The sequence below is a fragment of the Borrelia tillae genome, assembly GCF_055693965.1.
The window spans coordinates 96,577-118,846 of sequence record NZ_JBTGSB010000002.1; the positions used below are offsets into that span (position 1 = coordinate 96,577).

The following is a 22,270-nucleotide window of genomic DNA, read 5'->3' on the forward strand; positions in this document are numbered from 1 at the left end:
CTATAATCATTTAATATAACTATTATAAGCTTAAATCTCCAATCCAGAGATATTCTAAAATATTATTAATAAACATAGTTACTAAAATTTAACCTTTAATTTGTCTTCTCATGTACCTGTAAATCAATCTGTAAGGCATTTGCATTTAAAGCTAGAGTCTTGATTTTGCTAAATTCATCTTCAAGGGTCTTTAAACGAGAAATATTTGACTCCTTAATTGCTTTATTATATATCCCAGCAATAGAGCAATTATTAGTAAATACGTGATGCAACTGGATGATCAATTTTTCATATGGTACCTTAAACTCAGATCTTAAGTTTTCTTTTAATGTAGTGTCTTTGACTTTATCAACAGCATCAAAAGCTTCCTTGTAAACTTTCAGAACACCTAAATTATAATTTAGAATTTTTTTTAAAATTTCAATATCATCAAGCTTGTAAAATAACTCACCTATTGTAGCCTTAAAACCATTGTTAGTCTGCGTAGAATCAATTTTAAAAGAAGCTCTACGAAACTCTGTCTCCTCATCATCACCATAATAATAGTAATTTATAAGCAAATATTTTATATAATCAAGTGTTTCCCTTTCTTCACTTGAAAGCCTCTCATATATTTGATCATAACTTTTAAATCCTAAAGCCTTCAATGAAATAAATCCAAAAATTATAGCATAATCAAAGGGTGCAGACTCTCCATTACGAAACACAACATCTTTCAAAAGATCACATTCTTTAAATAAATATAACTTCAAATCAGATGGATGCCTTTTGTCATTATGCTCATCAAACACACGTTTTAAGTTCTTCTTAAAATTATCAATATCAAGACTATTAATATCTGCTAAAGCCTTATCTCGAGCATTAAGCGCTAAACTTACACGATTTATACTATACCAAACTCTACCATAATCACTAAGCTTCTTAAGAAACCTTAAAAATTCATCTTCAGTATAAGTATAAAGTTGATAGCCATTATAATGCTCAATATTAAAATCCATTAATACGAGCTTCATATACAGTATACTTCTAAGCTGATCATCTGATAATTTGATTCCGCCCAAAAGCTTCTCAAGCTTTACCCTGTCTTGTGGATCTATTTTTTCAACATCACTAAAATTATCAACAGAAACTCTCTTAAATCCTACTAAACCATATAGTGCTGCTAATATTAGCATCAACAACACTACGCCTATAATGAATTTATTATCTACTTTCATTCAAATATCCTCTTAGAAATATCGTTTTAAATATCATTAAGTACCATCCAATCTTTAATTTGTCTTCTCATTTACATGTAAATCAATTTGTAAGTCATTTGCCTTTAAGGCTAGAGTCTTAATTTTGCTAAATTCATCTTCAAGGGTCTTTAAACGAGCAATATTCCATTTCGCTGTCATTCTCTCGTATATGATGTTAGCAGGGTTCCTATTGTAAAATAGATGAAAAAAATAAGACCTCGATTTCTTATATTGCTCCTTAAGCTTTAGTATTAAAGCTTCTTTTGATGTAGTGTCTTTGATTTTATCAACAGCATCAAAAGCTTCCTTGTAAACTTTCAGAACACCTAAAGTGAAATTTAGAATTTTTTTTAAAATTTCAGTATCATCAGGAAGGTAAAATTCAATACCTATTGTAGCCTTAAAACCATTGCTAGGCAATGTAGGACCAATCCTTAAATCAGCTAAATCATCCTGATTAAACTCCTTGCTATCATAATAAATTTCCAAAACACGTTTTATAGAATCAAGTGTTTCTCTTTCTTCACTTGAAAGCCTCTCATATATTTGATCATAACTCTTAAATCCTAAAACCTTATCTGAAATAAACCCAAAAATTTTCGAATAATCAAAGAGTGCGGACTCTCCATCAATAAACACAACATCTTTCAAAAGATCACATTCTTTAAATAAATATAACTTCAAATCAGCTGAGTACCTTTTATTATCCTCATCAAGTTCGTGTTTTAAATCCTGCTTAAAACTGTCCACATCAAGACTATTAATATCTGCTAAAGCCTTATCGCGAGCATTAAGAGCTAAACTTACACGATTTATAATACCCCAAACCTTACCATCATCACTAAGCTTCTTAAGAAACCTTAAAAATTCATCTTCAGTATAAGTATAAAGTTGATAACCATAATAATGCTCAATATTAAAATCCGTTAATATGCGCTTTATATACAGTATACTTCTAAGCTGATCATCTGATAATTTGATTCCGCCCAAAAGCTTCTCAAGCTTTACCCTGTCTTGTGGATCTACTTTTCCAACATCACTAAAATTATCAACAAAATTATCAACAGAAACTCTCTTAAATCCTACTAAACCATATAGTGCTGCTAATATTAGCATCAACAACACTACGCCTATAATGAATTTATTATCTACTTTCATTCAAATATCCTCTTAGAAATATCGCTATTAAATATCATTAAGTACCATCCAAGCTTTAATTTGTCTTCTCATTTACATGTAAATCAATCTGTAAGTCATTTGTATTTAAAGCTAGAGTCTTGATTTTGATAAATTCATCTTCAAGGGTCTTTAAACGAGAAATATTCCATTTCTCTGTCATGTCCTCGTATGTGATGTTAGCAGGGCTCCTATTGTAAAATAGATCAAAAAAATAAGACCTCAATTTCTTATATTGCTCCTTAAGCTTTAGTATTAATTCTTCTTTTGATGTAGTGTCTTTGACTTTATCAACAGCATCAAAAGCTTCCTTGTAAACTTTCAGAACACCTAAAGTGAAATTTAGAATTTTTTTTAAAATTTCAATATCATCAGGCTTGTAAAATAACTCACCTATTGTAGCCTTAAAACCATTGCTAGGCAATGTAGGACCAACCCCCAAATCAGCTAAATCATCCTGACTAAACTCATCCTCATCATAATAAATTTCCAAAACACGTTTTATAGAATCAAGTGTTTCCCTTTCTTCACTTGAAAGCCTCTCATATATTTGATCATAACTCTTAAATCCTAAAGCCTTCTCTGAAATAAACCCAAAAATTCTAGCATAATCAAAGGGTGCGGACTCTCCATCAATAAACACAACATCTTTCAAAAGATCACATTCTTTAAATAAATAAAACTTCAAATCAGCTGAGTACCTTTTATTATCCTCATCAAGTTCGTGTTTTAAATCCTGCTTAAAACTGTCCACATCAAGACTATTAATATCTGCTAAAGCCTTATCGCGAGCATTAAGAGCTAAACTTACACGATTTATAATATCCCAAACCTTACCATCATCACTAAGTTTCTTAAGAAACCTTAAAAATTCATCTTCAGTATAAGTATAAAGTTGATAACCATTATAATGCCCAATATTAAAATCCGTTAATGCACGCTTTATATACAGTATACTTCTAAGCTGCTCATCTGATAATTCAATTCCATCAAAAAGTTTCTTAAACTTTACCCTGTCTTGTGGATCTACTTTTCCAACATCACTAAAATTATCAACAAAATTATCAACAGAAACTCTCTTAAATCCTACTAAACCATATAGTGCTGCTAATATTAGCATCAACAACACTACGCCTATAATGAATTTATTATCTACTTTCATTCAAATATCCTCTTAGAAATATCGTTTTAAATATCATTAAGTACCATCCAATCTTTAATTTGTCTTCTCATTTACATGTAAGTCAACTTGTAAGGCATTTACCTTTAAGGCTAGAGTCTTGATTTTGATAAATTCATCTTCAAGGGTCTTTAAACGAGCAATATTCCATTTCTCTGTCATTCTCTCGTATATGATGTTAGCAGAGCTCCTATTGTAAAATAGATGAAAGAAATAAGGCCTCAATTTCTTATATTGCTCCTTAAGCTTTAGTATTAATTCTTCTTTTGATGTAGTGTCTTTGACTTTATCAACAGCATCAAAAGCTTCCTTGTAAACTTTCAGAATACCTAAATTATAATTTAGAATTTTTTTTAAAATTTCAGTATCATCAGGAAGGTAAAATTCAATACCTATTGTAGCCTTAAAACCACTGCTAGGCAGTGTAGGACCAACCCCCAAATCAGCTAAATCATCCTGATTAAACTCCTTGCTATCATAATAAATTTCCAAAACACGTTTTATAGAATCAAGTGTTTCTCTTTCTTCACTTGAAAGCCTTTCATATATTTGATCATAACTCTTAAATCCTAAAACCTTATCTGAAATAAACCCAAAAATTATAGCATAATCAGGACTCTCTGTATGCCACCCATCAATAAACACAACATTTTTCAAAAGATCATATTCTTTAAATAAATATAACTTTAAATCAGCTGGATATCTTTTATCATTATTCTCATCAAGAGCATATTTTAAACTTTTCTTAAAATTGTAAACATCAAGACTATTAATATCTGCTAAAGCCTTATCTCGAGCACTAAGCGCTAAACTTACACGATTTATAATATCCCAAACCTTACCATCATCACTAAGCTTCTTAAGAAACCTTAAAAATTCATCTTCAGTATAAGTATAAAGTTGATAACCATTATAATGCCCAATATTAAAATCCGTTAATATACGCTTTATATACAGTATACTTTTAAGCTGCTCATCTGATAATTCAATTCCATCAAAAAGTTTCTTAAACCTTACCCTGTCTTGTGGTTCTATTTTTTCAATAAAAATTTCAAAATTACCAGTAATATTACTGTCTTTGTCTTTCTCTAAATTTAAGTTAGAATCCTTAAAACCTAAAATGTAAACTATTACTGCTATTACTACTACTAACACCAACAGCAATACACCTATAACGTACTTACTCTGTGTCTTCATTAAACATCTCCTCTTTAAATTTAAACTAATTAATTTTTAAAAAAATTATCATTAAACGTTACCCTGTAAGGCTATGGTCTTAATTCTTCTAAATTCATTAGCAATGGCTTTTATATAAGACGAGATTTCTTTGTTTGAAAATGTCCACTCCATCTTCTTATCGTCATAAGAAAACTGAGATAATACGTAATTTAAATAAACTATATATTCCCCATCTTGAGCACGAAACACAACCTCTAAATTCTTTTTTAATGTATTGTCTTTGACTCTATCAATAGCATCAAAAGCTTCCTTGTGTTCTTTTAAAATATCTAAATTAAAATTTATGATCTTTTTTAAAATTTTAGTATCTTCAGGGTTAATAAAATTATTACCAATTGTAGAGTCAAAACCATTACTAGTCTGCGTAGAATAAACTTTTAAATTAGCTCTCGGCAAATTTCGCTCCTCAGCAGGACCATAATCATCACCAAAGTAAAAGTAGTTTACTATTAAATGTTTTATATAATCAAATGCTCCCTTTTCACTCTCTGAAAGTTTTGCATATACTTCTTTGTAATTTTTAATACCTAAAGCCCTACTTGAAAGAGAATTAAAATCTCTAACATAATCAACAACAACCTGAAAACCTTGACACTCGCTATGTACCTTTTTAGGGGGATCATATTCATTCAAGATATAATTCTTTAAATAAGATGGGTACCCATTATTATTATACTCATCAAACAAACGTTTTAAATTCTTTTTGTAATTGACAACATCAACACTATTAATGTCAACTAAAGTTTTGTCTCGAGTTTTAAGTACCAAGCCCACACTATTTATAATTTCCAAAGATTTATCAGTCCCAAGCTTTTCAAGCAAGTGTAAAAATTTATCATCAGTATAAATATGCGAATTATGGGTTTTTGCACCATCAAAATCAGGATTATTGAGCACGTACCTCATATACATGATACTTCTAATTTGTTCATTAGATAACTTAATTTCACCCAAAATTTTCTCAATTTTTGTCTTTTCTCCTGAGTCCATTTTTTCATTAAAAACTTTTAAATCACTAATAGTACTACCACTAATAGTATTATTATTTTTACCCTTCTCTAAATTTATGTCTGAATCTTTAAAACCTACAATATAAACTGTTACTGGTATTACTACGAATAACAATACGCCAATAAAAAACTTATTCTTTATGTTCATCACTAAATATCTCCCTTTCAAATTTAAGTCTTTAGGCCTAAACTAAATGTTTATAGATATTAATTATAAGAATACCATAATTATTAAAGACAACTATCATTTAACAAATTTTTAAGGGCTTAGACATCCTTAAAAATATTGTTATTAAACTTTGCCTTTTAAGGCTAGAGTCTTGATTTTGATAAATTCATCTTCAAGGGTCTTTAAATGAGAAATATTCCACTTATCTGTCATTCTCTCGTATATGATATTAGCAGGGCTCCTATTGTAAAATAGATCAAAAAAATAAGACCTCAATCCTCCCTTATATTGCTCCTTGAGATTTAGTCTTAATTTTTCTTTTAATGCAGTGTCTTTAACTTTACCAACAGCATCAAAAGCTTCCTTGTAAGCTTTCAGAACACCTAAATTGTAATTTAGAATTTTTTTTAAAATTTCAGTATTATCAGGAAGGTAAAATTCAATACCTATTGTAGCCTTAAAACCATTGCTAGGCAGTGTAGGACCAACCCTTAAATCAACTAAATCATCCTGACTAAACTCCTTGCTATTATAATAAATTTCCAAAGCATGTCTTATGCAATCAAGTGCTTCTCTCTCGCTTTCTGAAAGCCTTTCATATATTTGATCATAACTCTTAAATCCTAAAACCTTCTCTGAAATAAACCCAAAAATTCTAGCATAATCAGCAAATGCAAAATACTCTTCGGAATAAATCGTAACATTTTTTAAAAGATTATAAAGATTATATTCATTAAATAAATATAATTTTAAATCAGCTGAGTACCTTTTATTATCCTCATCAAGAGAATATTTTAAACTTTTCTTAAAACTGTCCACATCAAGACTATTAATATCTGCTAAAGCCTTATCGAAAGCATTAAGCGCTAAACTTATATGATTTATAATACCCCAAACCCTACCATCATCACTAAGCCTTTTAAGAAATTTTAAAAATTCATCTTCAGTATAAGTATAAAGCTGATAACCACTATTATTATCAATCTTAAAAACATTCTTATGCGCATACATATAAACACTATAATCACTATAATGTTCAATATTAAAATCCGTTAATACGCGCTTCATATACAGTATACTTCTAAGCTGCTCATCTGATAATTCAATCCCATCCAAAAGTTTCTTAAACTTTACCCTGTCTTGTGGCTCTATTTTTTCAACATCACTAAAATTATCAACAAAATTATCAACAGAAACTCTCTTAAATCCTATTAAACCATGTATTACTGCTAATATTAAGATTAATAGCAATACACTTATAGTAAATTTATATTTTTTCATAAAAAAAATCTCTCTTAAACTTAAATTCATCTTACTATATATTTAGCTTATTTCTTAGTGTCCAAACTTAATGTTATAGTTTTAAATTAAAATTTTTAAATCTTAAAACCTAAAACTATTGTTTTTTACTGCCACGTATACCTTCGGCTTCACTTTGAATATTATTAAATGCGCTAGCAATACTATTTAAAGCACTCGTTGAACTTATTGCCCTATCATATATCCCATTAATAAGATATGACTCATTAAATATATCGTGCAAAATTTTCCTATATGTCTCTTCCTGCATGCTAAATCTTGTGCGTAAATTTCCCACATTTATTGATGCGGCTTTCAGTGCAGCAATTGCAGAGGCTCTTGATTCAAAAACAGCTATATTTGGTTTTAAAACTTCATTAAGTTTATTCTTACCCAACATATTTAAACTACCTATTACAGAATCAAAGCTATCATTATTCTTAATAAGATTGATTCTACTATTAGCAACAAGATATCTCATAGTATCACTATCATCAGACTTAGAGACTCTTACACTTCGCATATAATCAATGACGCCTCGTTCTTTTAAAGGTAAGTCTTTATATATCTTATCAAACTCAATAATACCTAAAGCGGCCTCTCTGACTCTAATAAACTTCCAATTATAACGACTTTTATGCTTTAAAACATCATCATATATCTGATCAATTGACCAACGATGATCCTTGTAAGCTGCAATTGTAACTATAGTAATTAAAAATCCTTTCTTAAAAGGCCTTAATGCAAGATCCAATAAATTTTTAAAGTTTACTCGTTGAACCATTGAAACAATGTTTTCAGTGTTATTCAATTCTTTAATATCAGAATCTAATATATCCACTAAACCCTTAATCTTAAGCTCACCAAAATCTCTAATCAAGTCTTCAAATTTGTCTTCAGTAATAACGGGATAACCAGTAATGCTACTAACATTGGGATCCATTAATGTTTTTTTAAAGAGCACAACCCCTTCCTTTTGTGCATCAGACAAATTAAATTCGTCTAAAAGACTCTGAAATCTCTCACTCTCTACAGCCCATGTTTTAACAGCATCATCAAAACTATTTTTAGAATCAATACTCATATCTGCTAGATCAACACCATTTCCATCTGATATTGGAGGCGAAGTCTTAATAACAGTTGGATTAAGACCATCCTTACCTGACACCTTAAGAGAAATTTTAAGCTTATTATCAGCTGATTTATTATTACTCTTAGCAAACATTGAAGACGATCCTCTAAACCTAGTAGCAGAACTCCCACTACCCGTTCCCCCCGCATCACAGGCAAATACCAATACTAATAAAACTAATAGAGACAAGAGTCTACACAAATTTAAAATAATTTTTTTTTCTGTCATAACTAAATATCTCCTTATGTTTAATTTAAGCCTTAAATTAAACATTAAATTAAAATCAAACCAAATGAAAACATAAATCTATCTGTTATTCTTTATTAAACTATTTGTTATGAATTGGCTATTATGGGCTGTTTATTATAAATATTTGTTATAGAGATTTGTTATAAACATTTATGTAATTAACATTTATTAATATTAATTTGATAATAAACACTACAACATAATAACTATATGTCATAAATTTTATATACCTATTTTAAATTATTTGTAATCTGAATTAATTTAAAACCTTAAATTATCGTGCTTGACCTTGTGTTTGCTTTGGCGATTGACTGTTAAGCAGATTTTCTGCTTTACTTTTAATGTTCTCAAATGCAGTAACAATTGCACCTAAATCAAAAGACATCTTTGTATCTATCGTTTTATTATATATCGCCTCAATAGGGTATGCTTGTCTAAATATCACTCTCAATTGAGCTTCATAAGCCTCCTCTTGATCTCTAATCTGTGCCTGTAAGGATTGTATTTGTGTACTTGCTTGTGGAAGACTTAGAATTGCCTTTGCAGCTGCTTCACGTGCATTAAAAATCTTTATATGATTCTCTAAAAAATGTCCATCAAGCTTTCCTAACAAATTTAAGCTACCTACTACGGCATTAAAAGCATCATAAGTCCTAATAGAATTAATGTTGTCAAGAGCAATATTAAAATTGCTAACATCACTATCCACAGCAGCACCAGTCACAGCACTAGTCACAACATCAGTCACAGCACCAACCAAAGAGTCAATCACAGACATAACCCCAGCACTATTCTCATTGCTAATCTTTGTATTAATCTCATTATTAATCGCGTCACTATTCTCCTCAGCATTTATTCTTAAACGTCGCATATAATCTATTACTTTCTTCTGCAATGAAGATGAATTTGTTGCAAATTTCTTATCAAATTCATTCATACCTTCAGATAAAGTTTTCAGTCTCTCAAAAATATGATCATTCTTAGCCCCATTATCTAAAAACCTATCATATACAGCTTTAATTGCTAACGCAGATGACTTACGAAAAGCTTCAGCATTACTGCCACCAGTATTAGCTAATAGATCAGAAGCCCGTTGCCTGAAAAAAGTAGATGTTCTTGTAACTACCATTGCAGCTGTTTCACGATCAAATCTAAGATCATCATAAGCTGCAAGAGAAACTATATTAGTTAAACTTTCTCCCCTAGGCTCTCCAAGGGCAGACTCCAAAGACCTTTTAAAACTTGCTCGACTAACCTTTGCAACAGCATGTTCGGCTCCCTCTAGTTTGTCCAAAGTGGGTTTTACAATATTTATTATGCTTTTAATCCTAGCCTCACCAAAATCTTTAAGCACAGTCTTAACCGCTTCTTCACTACGAACGGGAAAACTAGTAATAGCACTAATATTGGGATTCATTAATGCATTTTTAAAAATTTCAACTTCGTCCTTTTCTGTATCCGATAAATTAAATTCATCTAAAAACTGCCTAAAAGGAGAAGGGCTTTCTTGGAAGTCAGAACTCTGAGTCAAACTATCAGTAGAACTATCAGAATCCGACATCCCGCCTGAATTACAAGATAATGTTATTAATACTACTAATGGCAACAAAAATATATATATACTTACAATATAAATTTTTCCCCTTATCATTAAATATCTCCTTATATTCATATTTATATTGACCTTAAGGTTTAAATCAAAAATCAAATTAAAATCAAACAAAATTAACACACAAATTTATCCACCACTATTAAATTTATTAAACTTATTTGTCATAAATTGTTTGTTATAGATTAGCTGTTATAGACTGTTTATTATAGAAATTTTTAATAAACATTAAGATGATATGTTAATTATACATTATATTTGTTCTCTTTATATATACCTATTTTTAATTTATTTTAATAAACTTCAATTACTATCAATACCCTATTCCCCCCATAATTGACTTATGGACCTGCTATATCTCTAATCCTTTCAAAATTAAGCTTAACGACATCTAAATCAACAAGTAGGTTATTAGATGTTTTAATATCATACACTAGCTGACTTATTGCATTATCATATACCCTAAAAGGATTATTGTCCTTAAATATAGTAAACAATTTATTTCTATATAAGATCTCTTGCTCCTTAAACGCCCTCTTTACGCCTTCGCTTGCTGCACCCCTTTTAATAGCAGATTGAGCTTTCACTAATGCGTCAAAAACAGGTAAAGTGATTTCCATAACCCTATTAAACTTACCACGATCCATTCTAATTAGCTTGCCTAATAAGCAATCAAAACTGTCCTTATTCCTAAGCTCCTTGATTCTATCCATAGCAAACCAATAATCAAATGTTTTGCTCTCATCAGAATTAGGAACTCTTACGCTTCTCATATAATCGATTAATTCTTTTTCTTGTGCAGATAAACTATTATATATCTTCACAAACTCATTAATTCCTAAAGCCTCTTCTGAAAGCCAAAAAAAATAATCATTAAATTTATGATAATTTCCTATAATCTCATGGGCTATACTTTCTCCACTAGCTACACGCTCACCATGATTGGTTGAAACGAATTTTAGATGAATTAAATATTCATTAATGCGATACTGCAAGATCAAACGCAAAAGTTTTTTAAAATTTGGTCTTTTGATCTTTTTAATCTCTGCTTCTGCCAATTTCCTTCTCTCCAATACCTCGCTTATAGCATCTGCCAAGGCTTTAAGCTCTTCTCCGCTAAAAGACCTTATCAAATCTAAAAACTCCTCTTCAGTATAAGTACGACAATTTGCATCAACACCAATATTTGCATCCATTAGTGTCTCTTTATAACAACTAATACCCTTCTTTTGCTTCTTTGATAAATTAAATTTATTTATAAAGGTTTTAAAGGCTGTTTGTGCTATTATAACCTTCGTTTGCTCATTATCACCAGTACTAAGAGCACTGCTGGTAACAGTACTCCCTTTAACCCTTCCTAACCCCTTTGACTTAACACCTGTTTGAGTAAGTTCTCTTTTATTTGAAACTTCATACACATTACTCTCAAGACTCTCCCCCCTGTTTCCCAAATTACAACCCAATAATATTGGTATCAATAATATTAAAAGATGGGGTTTCTCTTCTAGCATCAAATATCTCCTCTTTTAATTTAAACTTTAACGTCCAAATTAAACTTACCTAAATAAAATTAAAATCATGTATATTACCAATCCTCAATGCATTTATTAAATAATTGTTATTAATAATAATTATTCACTAATGATAATAGTCATAATGCACTAATTATAAATTATATACCTAAAGTCTTAAAATATTATATTTAATTTATTTTTTTAATTTATATTTTTTAATAGCTGATCATAAACTAAATTTAAAAAAATAAAAACTTTAATCCTTGCAATTTATATCTTGAAACTTTCTATTTAACTTACATCTACTTTTAGATTCATTGTTTAGATTTACTATTCAAGTATTTACTTAAGGTCAAACTTTAGCTTCCAATGACAATTGTATAACCAAGTTGCATTTCAGCATCTCTCTTGATATCACTAAGTTTAGTAGCAATAAATTTTAAAGATTCAAGAAGTATCGGACTTGTTCCATTCAAGTATATCATAGACGAAGATGGACTCTTAAAGATATAAACTAAACTTGCCTGATATATAAGATCTTGCGGTCTAAACTTTGTCTGCAAAAATTCTAAATCTACTGACGCTAGTTTCAAAGCATCAAATGCTAATAAAACTTCCCGTCTTAAATTAAAAACCTCTAAAAGGGGTTCTATAACACCTTTAAACAAAGTATCGTCTAACATATATAATTTACCTATAGCAGCATCAAAAATATCTTTATTCCAAATCCGACCTATACCATTATTAATAAGAAAGACATAAGTCATACTATGATCAAATTCTCCTATTACCACACTACGTATAAAATCAATTAATTTCTTTTCTTGTAAAGATAGATTCTCATCATATATCTTATCAAACTCATTAATACCTAAAGCTTCTTCTGTAAACCAAACAAAATTATATCTATTTAAATCACTTCCTTTAATAGCACTATATACATCAATAGGCTTTTTAATCTTTTTAGTATCAGTTGAAAGAACTCTTAATTCATCCAACACTTTATATTTATCAGAATTAAAAATATCTATTAAAAATTTTTTAAAACTCTCTCTCTCAGCATTAATATTAAGAATCATTTCTAATGCTTGTTTTCTTTCTAGCAACACGGATTCCATATGATCTATCAAATCTGTAAATCTAGTTTTACTTAAATTCTTAAGCAATTTTAAAAAATCATCCAAAGTATAAGTGTAACAACCCGAACCGATCTGGGGATCCATTAATGCTTCTTCATAAAGAAAAACAACTAATTTTTGCTCATCTGACAAATCAAATTTATTTAACAACTCTTCAAGCTCTTCATTTATTTTTGCAGCACGAGGAATCTTAAAAAAATCATATTTTAGCTTGTTAAAACCAGAAATAACACCGCGTTTAACCCCACCAGTACCATTATAATCAGTTTTTTTGTGCCCCCCCCTGACCCATAGTACCACTCTTTAATGCCCCAGCCCCTGAATTACAACTCACCATAATTAGTAATAATAAACCATAAATTCTTAAAATATGATTTCCCCCTTTCATCATTAAATGTCTCCTTTTTTATTTTTATTATTATTTTAACTTTTATTTTTAAAGTCTGAAATTCAAATTAAGCTAAAACTGCATTACCATTTCAAATTATACTTAATATCACCAAATTAAAGTTGGTTTATTAGATTAATTAATTAATAATTAGAATATATTAAATATACTAATATATATTTATATATATATCAAAGTCATAAAGATGATTAACCTATATGATTTGTATTTATATATAATTAAGACTTAATCTATCTTAATGTTTAACAGGATCAATTTGATCAAAAATCTCACTCTTAATTTTCAAAATTCAGTCTCAACAATATTAAACCATCAATCGCTTTCCCCCGCTGCTCTATTATACACAGTAGAGGAATCTGAAATATAAGATATATATCGTAACTTTTCTTTATATCTTGATTCCTGCAGTTTATCTGTATTTAATTGACGCGTCTTTTAAGATGATTAATATCTGATTCAGCTCCTTTCATCGCATTAAAATGCCTTTAAAAGAAAAACCATAATTTCTTGAAATCTCATCTGATCCCATCTACTCTAAGAACACCTATTAAATAATCAAAACTATCATTATTCTTTATATTCTGAATGATACTACGCACAATATATACATATCACATGTACCTGAAATATACGATTTTATTCTCACCATTAAGTATCTACTCTCAAAATTTAAACTTTAAAATTTAAATTAAACTTAAAGCCATAAAAGTTATATTTATGGCTTATTTTAAGGGGATATATATCAGTATATTACTGATACCTTAATTCTAGATATAAAATAAATCAAAATAAAGAAACTTTAACGCCTCCCTGTGCCTTACTTGCAATCCTAGAAAATTCTATGTTAATGTCATTTAAAATATCTCTTACAGCTATTGATCTATCATATATATCATCAGGACTAAACACATCAAATATATTTACTAATTTTTCTTCATAGAGTACTTCTTGGGTTTCAAACTCTTCAGTTAAATTTGCATCTTGAACACTTGTAAGTGCCTCCTCAGCCCTTATCTTTGACTCAAAAATCTGGAAAATAGGATCCATAATTTTGCGAGCCTTAATCTGTCCTATCCTATTCAATCTACCTATCAAGGCATCAAAACTATCTCCAGTCTTAATATATTTAAAGTCAACATCAATATTGATCCCACCCTGGACAGGCTCATATACAACAACACTGCGCAAATAATCAATAAATTCTCTACTCTGATGCGGGATCTTACTCCGTATTGATGAATACCTATTAATACCTAAAGCTATTTCTTTAAGTTCAGTAAATTTATCTTTGTAAAGATCGCTTGCCATAACATTATTGTAAAGAACACCTACCTCTTGAAGCTTATCGCCCATAACTGCAAGAGAGTCTAACCAATCCGGGAATTTTTTACTGTTAGCATTCAAAAGAACTGTCAATGTATTTTTAAATTCTGGCCTTGCAGAATCATCAATAGAACCAATAGCCTTATTTGCTGCATTCATCTCTTTAAGTACAGAGTTTATATGATCTCCTAAGCGTTGAACCTCAGATTCATCCAAATCATTTAATAGTGCAGAAAACTCATCTTCAGTATAAATGCGAGACGAACTCAAACCAAGATCAGTTAATACTTCTCTTAAATACAAAAGACCCTGTTTTTGCTCACTTGAAAGCTGAAGTTCTTCAAGAGGATTCGGTGATAAATCTCCTTTTCCTATAGATTTCATACCAAAATCAAGCTCTAATGCCACATCCGTGGAATTTTGCTCTACGATTACTCCATTATCACCAACCATGCTGTCTTGATCTTTCTTCTTAGCCTCTGTACTACAACTTAGCAGTATCAATGCCAATAAAAGCAATATACTACTATATATGGTATTTATATTAAAAATATAAACTCTAAAATCTGTCATCAAATATCTCCTTTTTTGTCTAAACTTTTAACCGCATGTTATACAAATTAAATTAACTAAACATAAGTTGAAAAATTGAAATTAACTAAAATTAACCTATTATTCTTATAAATATCTGTTATAGACATTGATTAATATGGATTTATTAATGTGCTTATTAATAAACGTTACTGTACATATTAATTATATATTACCGTACATACTATATATACCATTTTATAAGTCTTGTTATTAACAATATGCAAAACTCCTTTAAGACACCCTTAATTTAAAATAAATTAAAATAAATAAACTTTATAAATCAATCTAAAGTTTAATTTCAGCATCTTTTTTAATATTAATTAACTTATTTTTAATATTAATTAACTTATTTTTAATGTCATCTAAAGTATTTTTTGCTGAAGCGGTTTTGCTTTTTATATCTTTAAGGTCAAAGATACTAAATATCTTCCTTAATTGTTCTTTATAGCGTTTTTCTTGAACTTCAAACTGAGCATTTAAGTCTTTAGATTGTTCTACCCTTTTAATTTCTGCCTCTGCATTTACCTTTTCAGTGAAAACATCAAAAATAGGATCCATAATTTCATGTACCTCAGACATATTCATTCTAAATATTCTACCTATTAAGGCCTTAAAACTACTATTAGTTTTGAACTCGTCAAATTTATTAAAAAGAATGCTGGCAGTAAAACCACGTGTATCAGACCCATCGATCAAAACACTACGTAAATACTCAATGAATGTTACATTCCTTATAGGTAAAAGTTTGTTCTCTTTATTTGAATAACTAATAATATCTAAAGCTACCTCTTTAAGTTTATTAAAATTATCTCTATAAGATGCATTCGATATAACACTATTATACAAAGCATCAATCACCTGAGCCTGAAGCTTATCACCCACAACTGAAAGAGACTGTAACCATTTTACAAACTCTTTATCCTGAGCATTCAAAATATCCGTCAAGGTAAAATTCAAGAATGCGTTTTCCAAAAGATCTATCCTCTTAATAGCCGCCTTTGCTTCATCTATCTCTTCAAGTATAGCGTTTATATGATCTCCTAAGCGTAGAACTTTAAATTCATCCAAATTGCTTAACAACTGCAAAAACTCAGCTTCAGTATAACTGCGAAATGGCTTTGAACCGGACCCAGTTAATGCTTTTTTTAAATACAAAATGCCCCGTTTTTGCTTAAGTGAAGGCTCAGAAGGCTGAACAGCGGTATCTGGAGGTGTGGGCGTAGTAATAATATTCTTATTATCAAAATTCTTTGTAGCAAAACTTTCAATAGTGCTAGTACTACCCATGCTACTGCTCTGGGAATCTTCTTTTCCAACTCCTGCATTACAGCCTATTAAAATTAATGCCAATAAAAGCAATATACTACAATACACACATCTTATATTAAAAGTTACATTAAAAATACAAATTCTTTCCCCTGTCATTAAATATCTCCTTTTTTCCCAGACTTTTAACCACATGCCATATAAGTTAAATTAACTTAAATTTAACTAAAATTTATTAAAACTTGTTTATTGTGTTTATAAGTATCTGTTATAGACATTGATTAATTTGTATACATAATACATTTATTAATAAACATTACTGTATATATTAATTATATATTACCGTATATACCTATATATACCATTTTATAAATCTTGTTATTAACAATAATTAATAATTAATAGTATGAGTACAAATTAATTTAAATTAAAGCCACAAATTTAATATTTATGGCTTACCGTAAAGGATATATCAATATAGTATTTACTGGTTTTTTAATTAAAGTTAAATCAAAATAAATAAACTTTAAGACTTAATTTTAGCACTATCTGCAATTTCAACAAACCCTATATTAATCTTCTCTAAAGTTTTTTCTGCTGAAGCAGCTTTACTTTTTATATTCTGAAGATTCAATGTACTAAATATACTCCTTATTTGTTCGCTATAATGTTTTTCTTGAGTGTTAAACTGAGCTTGAAGTTCTTTCGATCTTTCAACACCTAGTTTATTTAGTGCAAGAGCTGACCTTGCCATACCCATTGCAATATAAGCATCTGACATAGGTTTCATAATTTTATTTGACTCCTTAACACTCAGCCTCAATATTCTACCTATAATAGAATCAAAAGCATCGTTATTCTTAACCTTTCCAAATTCATTCAAAAAAGCGTCAGCATCAATCTCACGATTATCATCTACCACAACACTACGTAAATAAAAATTAAATGATTCGCCATTTATTGTTATTGATTGCATGCGTGTTAAATACTTAGCAATATTCAAAGCTATTTCTCTAAGATGAATAAAATTATCCTTGTAAGATGAATCCGACATAATACTACTATACAGATCATCAGCTTCCTGAAGCTTGCCACCCATAATTGAGTGAGACTTTAACCATTCTTTAAACTTTTGCTCCTGTTCATTCAAGACAACTGCCATAGTATTTTTAAGTCTTGTTTTTTCACTTAATTTTTCAAAATTACTAATACTCTCTATATCCCTCTTTGCTTCATCTCTTACTTCAAGTATAGATTCTATATGTTCCCCCAAAGTTTGAACTTCAAAATCGCCCAAATTGTTTAACAACTGCAAAAATTCAGCTTCAGTATAGCTGCGAGATACATTAGAATCAGAATCAGTTAATGCTTTTTTTAAATACTCAATACCTAGTTTTTGATTTTCTGAAGGCTGAAATTCATCAATCGAATTTTGCAACTCTCCTCCCCACACAAATTCCTGTTTATCAGAAGCATCTGCTGTTAGTGGACGGATGGAATGTTGGGTCATTCTCTCTTTACTATCACTAACCATTCTATCCCGATTATCCACCTCACTTGCATTACAAGCTAACAGTAGTGATACCAATAACAATAATACACTACTATATATACGACTTATACTCAAATTTATATTGAAAACACAAACTCTTTTCTCTGTCATTAAATATCTCCTTTTTTAGTCTTAGACTTCTAAACACACGTTAACACGTTAATTAACCTGTTAAGATCTTGCACCCCTAAATCTTGCTTCCGCATCATTTTTAATCCCAATAAATCCAGTATTCAAGCCATTTAAAATCATTGCTTTAGCATCTAGTCTACTTTCCACATCCTGAAAGCTAAATGTGCTAAATATCTCTTTTAATTGATCTTTATAAAGTTTTTCTTGAACTTCAAACCTAGCACTTAAATCTATAGGTTGTCTTAACCTTGCAATCATTGCTGCTGCCACATCCTTTGCATGAAAAACACGGTATATAGGCTTCATCAAGCGAGCTAACTGATCACTATCCAAACTAAGCATCTCACCCATTAAAACATCAAAATTATCATTAGTTTTAAGCTCGTCAAACTCATTAAAAATAACCTCAGCATCAACTTCACGTTTGTAAGACTCATCTACCACAACACTGCGCAAATAATCAGTAAATTCCTGAGATTTTTTTACCATTCTTGAATATCGTGTTAAATAGTTAATAATCCCCAGAGCTATTTCTTTAAGTTTACTAAACTTATCTCTGTAAGACACATCTGATATAACACCACTATACAAATCATCAACCTCCTGAAGCTTGGCGCCTATAACTGAACGGGATCTTAGCCATTCTTTAAACTCTTGATCCTGCTCATTCAAGATAACTGTTAATGTATTTTTAAATTCTGGTCTTGCAGCAGAATCAATACCATCAATAGCCTCCCTTGCTTCATCCATCTCTTTAAGTGCAAAGTTTATATGATCTCCTAAAATCTGAACCTTAGCCTTACCCAAATGATTTAAAAAATCAGCAAACTCTTCTTCAGTATAACTACGAGATACACTAGTATTAGAATCGAGACTAGTTAATGCTTCGTCTAAATAAAAGGTTCCCCGTTTTTGCCCGATTGAAAGTTGTGATATATCAACCGGAGTTTCATCAATTGAGCTTCGTACTACCTGACCACTATCAGGCCCTGCAAGTTCACGAATAGGATCTGGAGATGGAAATACAACAATACTCCTACTACCCAAGCCCCTTGTAGCAAACTTTCCAGTAGTGCTAGTACTACCCATGCTACTGCTCTGGGAATCTTCTTCTCCGACTCCTGCATTACAGCCTATTAAAATTAATGCCAATAACAGCAATATACTACTATACACATGACTTATATCAAAATTTATATTGAAAACATAAATTCGTTCTTCTGTCATTAAATATCTCCTTTTTTTCTAGACTTTTAACCACATACTATATAAGTTAAATTAGCCTAAATTTAATTCAATCTAACCAAACATAAGTTGAAAAATTGAAATCAAAATTAACTAAAATTTATTAAAACTTGTTTATTGTGCTTATAGTTATCTGTTATAGACATTGATTAATTTGTATTTATAATATATTTATTAATAAAAATTACTGTATATGTTAATTATATATTATACACATCTCATATATACCATTTTTATAAATCTTATTATTAACTAATTAACTACATTATTAACTATGTGCAAAACCTCTTTTAAGAGACTTTAACTCAAGGCTTACCTTCAGCCTCGCTTTTAATCCTAATAAACCCAATATCGATGGCTGACAACTCATTTTTTGCTGAAGCTGCTCTACTTTGCACATCCTTAAAATTAAATGTACTAAATATCTCTTTTAGCTGCCCTTCATAAAGTTCCTCTTGAGCTTTAAACCATCTATCTAATTCGTCATCAGATCTACTTGCAAGTACTTTTGCAGTACTTATCTTTGACTCAAAGACATTCAAAACAGATTCCATAACTTGATTAAATTTAAATCCACCCATCCTCAATAATCTACCTATTAAAGCATCAAAAGTATCATTAGTTTTCATTTCTTGCAATTTATCAAAAGAAATATTATTAATAGTAATGTTACTATCACCAAAGCTCTCTACCACAACACTACGTAAATAAGAAATGAATTCTTGATTCCTGAAAAGGAACCCTCGATTTTCCTCTAAAGACCTACTAATACCCAAAGCTAATTCTCTAAGTTCAATAAAACTATTTTTATAAAATTCATCCGATATAATACCATTATACAAATCATCAGCCTGTGCAGTCTTGTCATCCACAATTGAAAGTGCCCTTAACCAATCTCTAAACTTTTTATCCTGATCATGCAAAACAACTGTCAAAAAACCTTTAAATTCTGATTTTGCAACATCATCAATACACTCAATATGATTTAATGCCACATCTTTATCTATAAGCACAGAGTTTATATGATCCCCTAAATTTTGAACTTCAAATTCATCCAGGTTATTTAACAAAGTCAAAAACTCATCCTCAGTATAACTGCGGGATAAATCAAAGCCAGGAGCAGTTAATATTATTTTTAAATTCAGGATACCGCCTCTTTGTCCATCTGAAAGTTGAAGTTCTTCAATCGGTTTTTGCAAAGCTCTTATCTTTACAGATTCCACACTAAACTCAGCTTCTGGACGTGTAATAACGAAATTTCCATCCACAACCCTTACATCATCATATATATTCGCACTATCATGCTCCTTTTTTCCAACTTCTGAATTACAACCTATTAAAATTAATGCTAATAGCAATAATATACTAATATACACATGTCTTATATTAAAATATACACTAAAAACATAAATTCGCTCTTTTGTCATTAAATATCTCCTTTTCTATATCTAGACCCCTAACCACATGCAATATAAGTTAAATTAACCTAAATTGAAATAAACCAAACCAAACATAAGTTGAATCTAAAATTAGCTAAAATTTATTTATTGTGTTTATAAGTACTATTATAGACATTAATTAATTTGTATTTATAATATATTTATTAATAAACATTGTTACATGCATCAATTATACATTATGCGAACTGATTTTTATCATAAAAAATTTATAATAATTATTATTAAATAATTACTTCATTATAAGATTTATTTTAATTAAGTTTATTTTAATTTTAAAGATTAATGCTAAAAACAAGAATACTAAACATATAAAATATAGACAAAATTAAAAAATAAGCCTTAAAGAATTTCTTGTTCCTTTAAGGCTTATAATATTATTATCTAGTAAAATTTTAAGTACCTACCTCCTGGAATTGAGGGTCAGGTATGGCAATGATAATCGAATATGTGGCAATAGACCTTGATTAGGCTGACCAGGCTGATATGGAAATCGAATATGTGGCAATGGACCTTGACCAGGCTGATATGAGAGTGGGGCCTGCAAACTTGGCACTACAGTTTGGGATTCAACATTTGAGCCTGGGGAAGTAATAGATAAGCCTTCCACAAGAATTTCATTAATAACTTCATTTTCTTTCAAGTTTTCAACCTTTTCTAATTTTGTCTTCCCATCTATAACTTGCAAAGTATTACCCTCTTGTGAGATTAAAAATTGATTATCTGGAACTGAATCCAGACGTTGACTACTTGAAACACCAAGTATAACAACATCTAAATCTGGATTTGCTTTCATTTCGGGCTCTTTTGTAATTACATCTGAAGTATTACCTGTACCCTCAAATTTTTGCTCCAAACGTGCACCTCTGGCAACAAAAGACAACTGAGAACCGTTTCTAACACTTTTGCCAATAACAGAACTATCGGCACTTTCCTCCTGAGGGTCTAGCTTACACATTACTAACAACAGCAATAATAAATAAAAACTTATCTTGATCATTAAATATCTCCTCTTTCGCGTTCTTGATTTTTCATTCTTTTATGCTTTTATTTCTACGATCAAATTTTTAATCAAACTTAAATTATAAATCCCAAATTATTTACTATTGATTATTGAAGTATGATTTATTTAATTATCAATTCTTAGAATGCTTTATTAGAATGCTTTATTTTATATATTTATATGATGTCATGACATATTAAATATATATTAATATTGATTATTATACACTACCATTAAAACAGTATATGCCTATTATTATTAAATAAGTCTTAAATTATTGCACCTATCTATTTACACAAACTCTATCTCTAATCCCACCAGACTCAACTTCAAAT

General features: G+C 29.7%; 17 protein-coding genes. All 17 read right to left on the bottom strand.

Annotated features, from left to right (window positions below):
* Window positions 1–95: 95 nt before the first annotated feature.
* On the bottom strand, window positions 96–1,217 hold the full coding sequence (locus ACWUD1_RS04885; RefSeq protein WP_472756951.1) for a BTA121 domain-containing protein surface lipoprotein: 1,122 nt from the start codon (window positions 1,215–1,217) through the stop codon (window positions 96–98).
* Window positions 1,218–1,271: 54 nt separating this feature from the next.
* Window positions 1,272–2,396, bottom strand: a complete 1,125-nt coding sequence (locus ACWUD1_RS04890; protein ID WP_472756952.1) for a BTA121 domain-containing protein surface lipoprotein — start codon at window positions 2,394–2,396, stop codon at window positions 1,272–1,274.
* Window positions 2,397–2,451: 55 nt separating this feature from the next.
* A complete protein-coding gene (locus ACWUD1_RS04895; RefSeq protein ID WP_472756953.1) occupies window positions 2,452–3,576 on the bottom strand; it encodes a BTA121 domain-containing protein surface lipoprotein in 1,125 nt (374 codons plus the stop codon).
* A 54-nt stretch (window positions 3,577–3,630) separates the two neighbouring features.
* A complete protein-coding gene (locus ACWUD1_RS04900) occupies window positions 3,631–4,791 on the bottom strand; it encodes a BTA121 domain-containing protein surface lipoprotein (RefSeq protein ID WP_472756954.1) in 1,161 nt (386 codons plus the stop codon).
* Between the two features lie 51 nt (window positions 4,792–4,842).
* Complete coding sequence (locus tag ACWUD1_RS04905) at window positions 4,843–5,991, bottom strand: BTA121 domain-containing protein surface lipoprotein (RefSeq protein WP_472756955.1); 1,149 nt, start codon at window positions 5,989–5,991, stop codon at window positions 4,843–4,845.
* 144 nt (window positions 5,992–6,135) lie between these two features.
* Complete coding sequence (locus ACWUD1_RS04910) at window positions 6,136–7,293, bottom strand: BTA121 domain-containing protein surface lipoprotein (RefSeq protein WP_472756956.1); 1,158 nt, start codon at window positions 7,291–7,293, stop codon at window positions 6,136–6,138.
* A gap of 115 nt (window positions 7,294–7,408) precedes the next feature.
* A complete protein-coding gene (locus ACWUD1_RS04915) occupies window positions 7,409–8,671 on the bottom strand; it encodes a BTA121 domain-containing protein surface lipoprotein (RefSeq protein ID WP_472756957.1) in 1,263 nt (420 codons plus the stop codon).
* A gap of 295 nt (window positions 8,672–8,966) precedes the next feature.
* Window positions 8,967–10,343 carry a BTA121 domain-containing protein surface lipoprotein gene (locus ACWUD1_RS04920; protein ID WP_472756958.1) on the bottom strand — a complete coding sequence of 459 codons (1,377 nt, stop codon included), beginning with the start codon at window positions 10,341–10,343 and terminating at the stop codon, window positions 8,967–8,969.
* A gap of 299 nt (window positions 10,344–10,642) precedes the next feature.
* The gene (locus ACWUD1_RS04925) at window positions 10,643–11,812 is read right to left on the bottom strand and encodes a BTA121 domain-containing protein surface lipoprotein (RefSeq protein ID WP_472756959.1); all 1,170 of its coding nucleotides are present in this window, start codon (window positions 11,810–11,812) and stop codon (window positions 10,643–10,645) included.
* A 362-nt stretch (window positions 11,813–12,174) separates the two neighbouring features.
* Window positions 12,175–13,254 carry a BTA121 domain-containing protein surface lipoprotein gene (locus ACWUD1_RS04930; protein WP_472756960.1) on the bottom strand — a complete coding sequence of 360 codons (1,080 nt, stop codon included), beginning with the start codon at window positions 13,252–13,254 and terminating at the stop codon, window positions 12,175–12,177.
* Entirely contained in the window at window positions 13,217–13,342 is a 126-nt protein-coding gene (locus tag ACWUD1_RS04935) for a hypothetical protein (RefSeq protein ID WP_472756961.1), read from the bottom strand. The genes ACWUD1_RS04930 and ACWUD1_RS04935 overlap by 38 nt, the downstream gene beginning before the upstream one ends.
* 804 nt (window positions 13,343–14,146) lie before the next feature.
* Window positions 14,147–15,259 carry a BTA121 domain-containing protein surface lipoprotein gene (locus tag ACWUD1_RS04940; protein ID WP_472756962.1) on the bottom strand — a complete coding sequence of 371 codons (1,113 nt, stop codon included), beginning with the start codon at window positions 15,257–15,259 and terminating at the stop codon, window positions 14,147–14,149.
* A gap of 306 nt (window positions 15,260–15,565) precedes the next feature.
* Window positions 15,566–16,705 (bottom strand): BTA121 domain-containing protein surface lipoprotein, encoded by a 1,140-nt coding sequence (locus ACWUD1_RS04945; protein WP_472756963.1) that lies wholly within the window; start codon window positions 16,703–16,705, stop codon window positions 15,566–15,568.
* A gap of 367 nt (window positions 16,706–17,072) precedes the next feature.
* On the bottom strand, window positions 17,073–18,209 hold the full coding sequence (locus tag ACWUD1_RS04950; protein WP_472756964.1) for a BTA121 domain-containing protein surface lipoprotein: 1,137 nt from the start codon (window positions 18,207–18,209) through the stop codon (window positions 17,073–17,075).
* A gap of 60 nt (window positions 18,210–18,269) precedes the next feature.
* Window positions 18,270–19,457 (bottom strand): BTA121 domain-containing protein surface lipoprotein, encoded by a 1,188-nt coding sequence (locus ACWUD1_RS04955; RefSeq protein ID WP_472756965.1) that lies wholly within the window; start codon window positions 19,455–19,457, stop codon window positions 18,270–18,272.
* A gap of 323 nt (window positions 19,458–19,780) precedes the next feature.
* On the bottom strand, window positions 19,781–20,902 hold the full coding sequence (locus ACWUD1_RS04960; protein ID WP_472756966.1) for a BTA121 domain-containing protein surface lipoprotein: 1,122 nt from the start codon (window positions 20,900–20,902) through the stop codon (window positions 19,781–19,783).
* A gap of 433 nt (window positions 20,903–21,335) precedes the next feature.
* The gene (locus tag ACWUD1_RS04965; RefSeq protein ID WP_472756967.1) at window positions 21,336–21,932 is read right to left on the bottom strand and encodes a hypothetical protein; all 597 of its coding nucleotides are present in this window, start codon (window positions 21,930–21,932) and stop codon (window positions 21,336–21,338) included.
* Window positions 21,933–22,270: the final 338 nt, after the last annotated feature.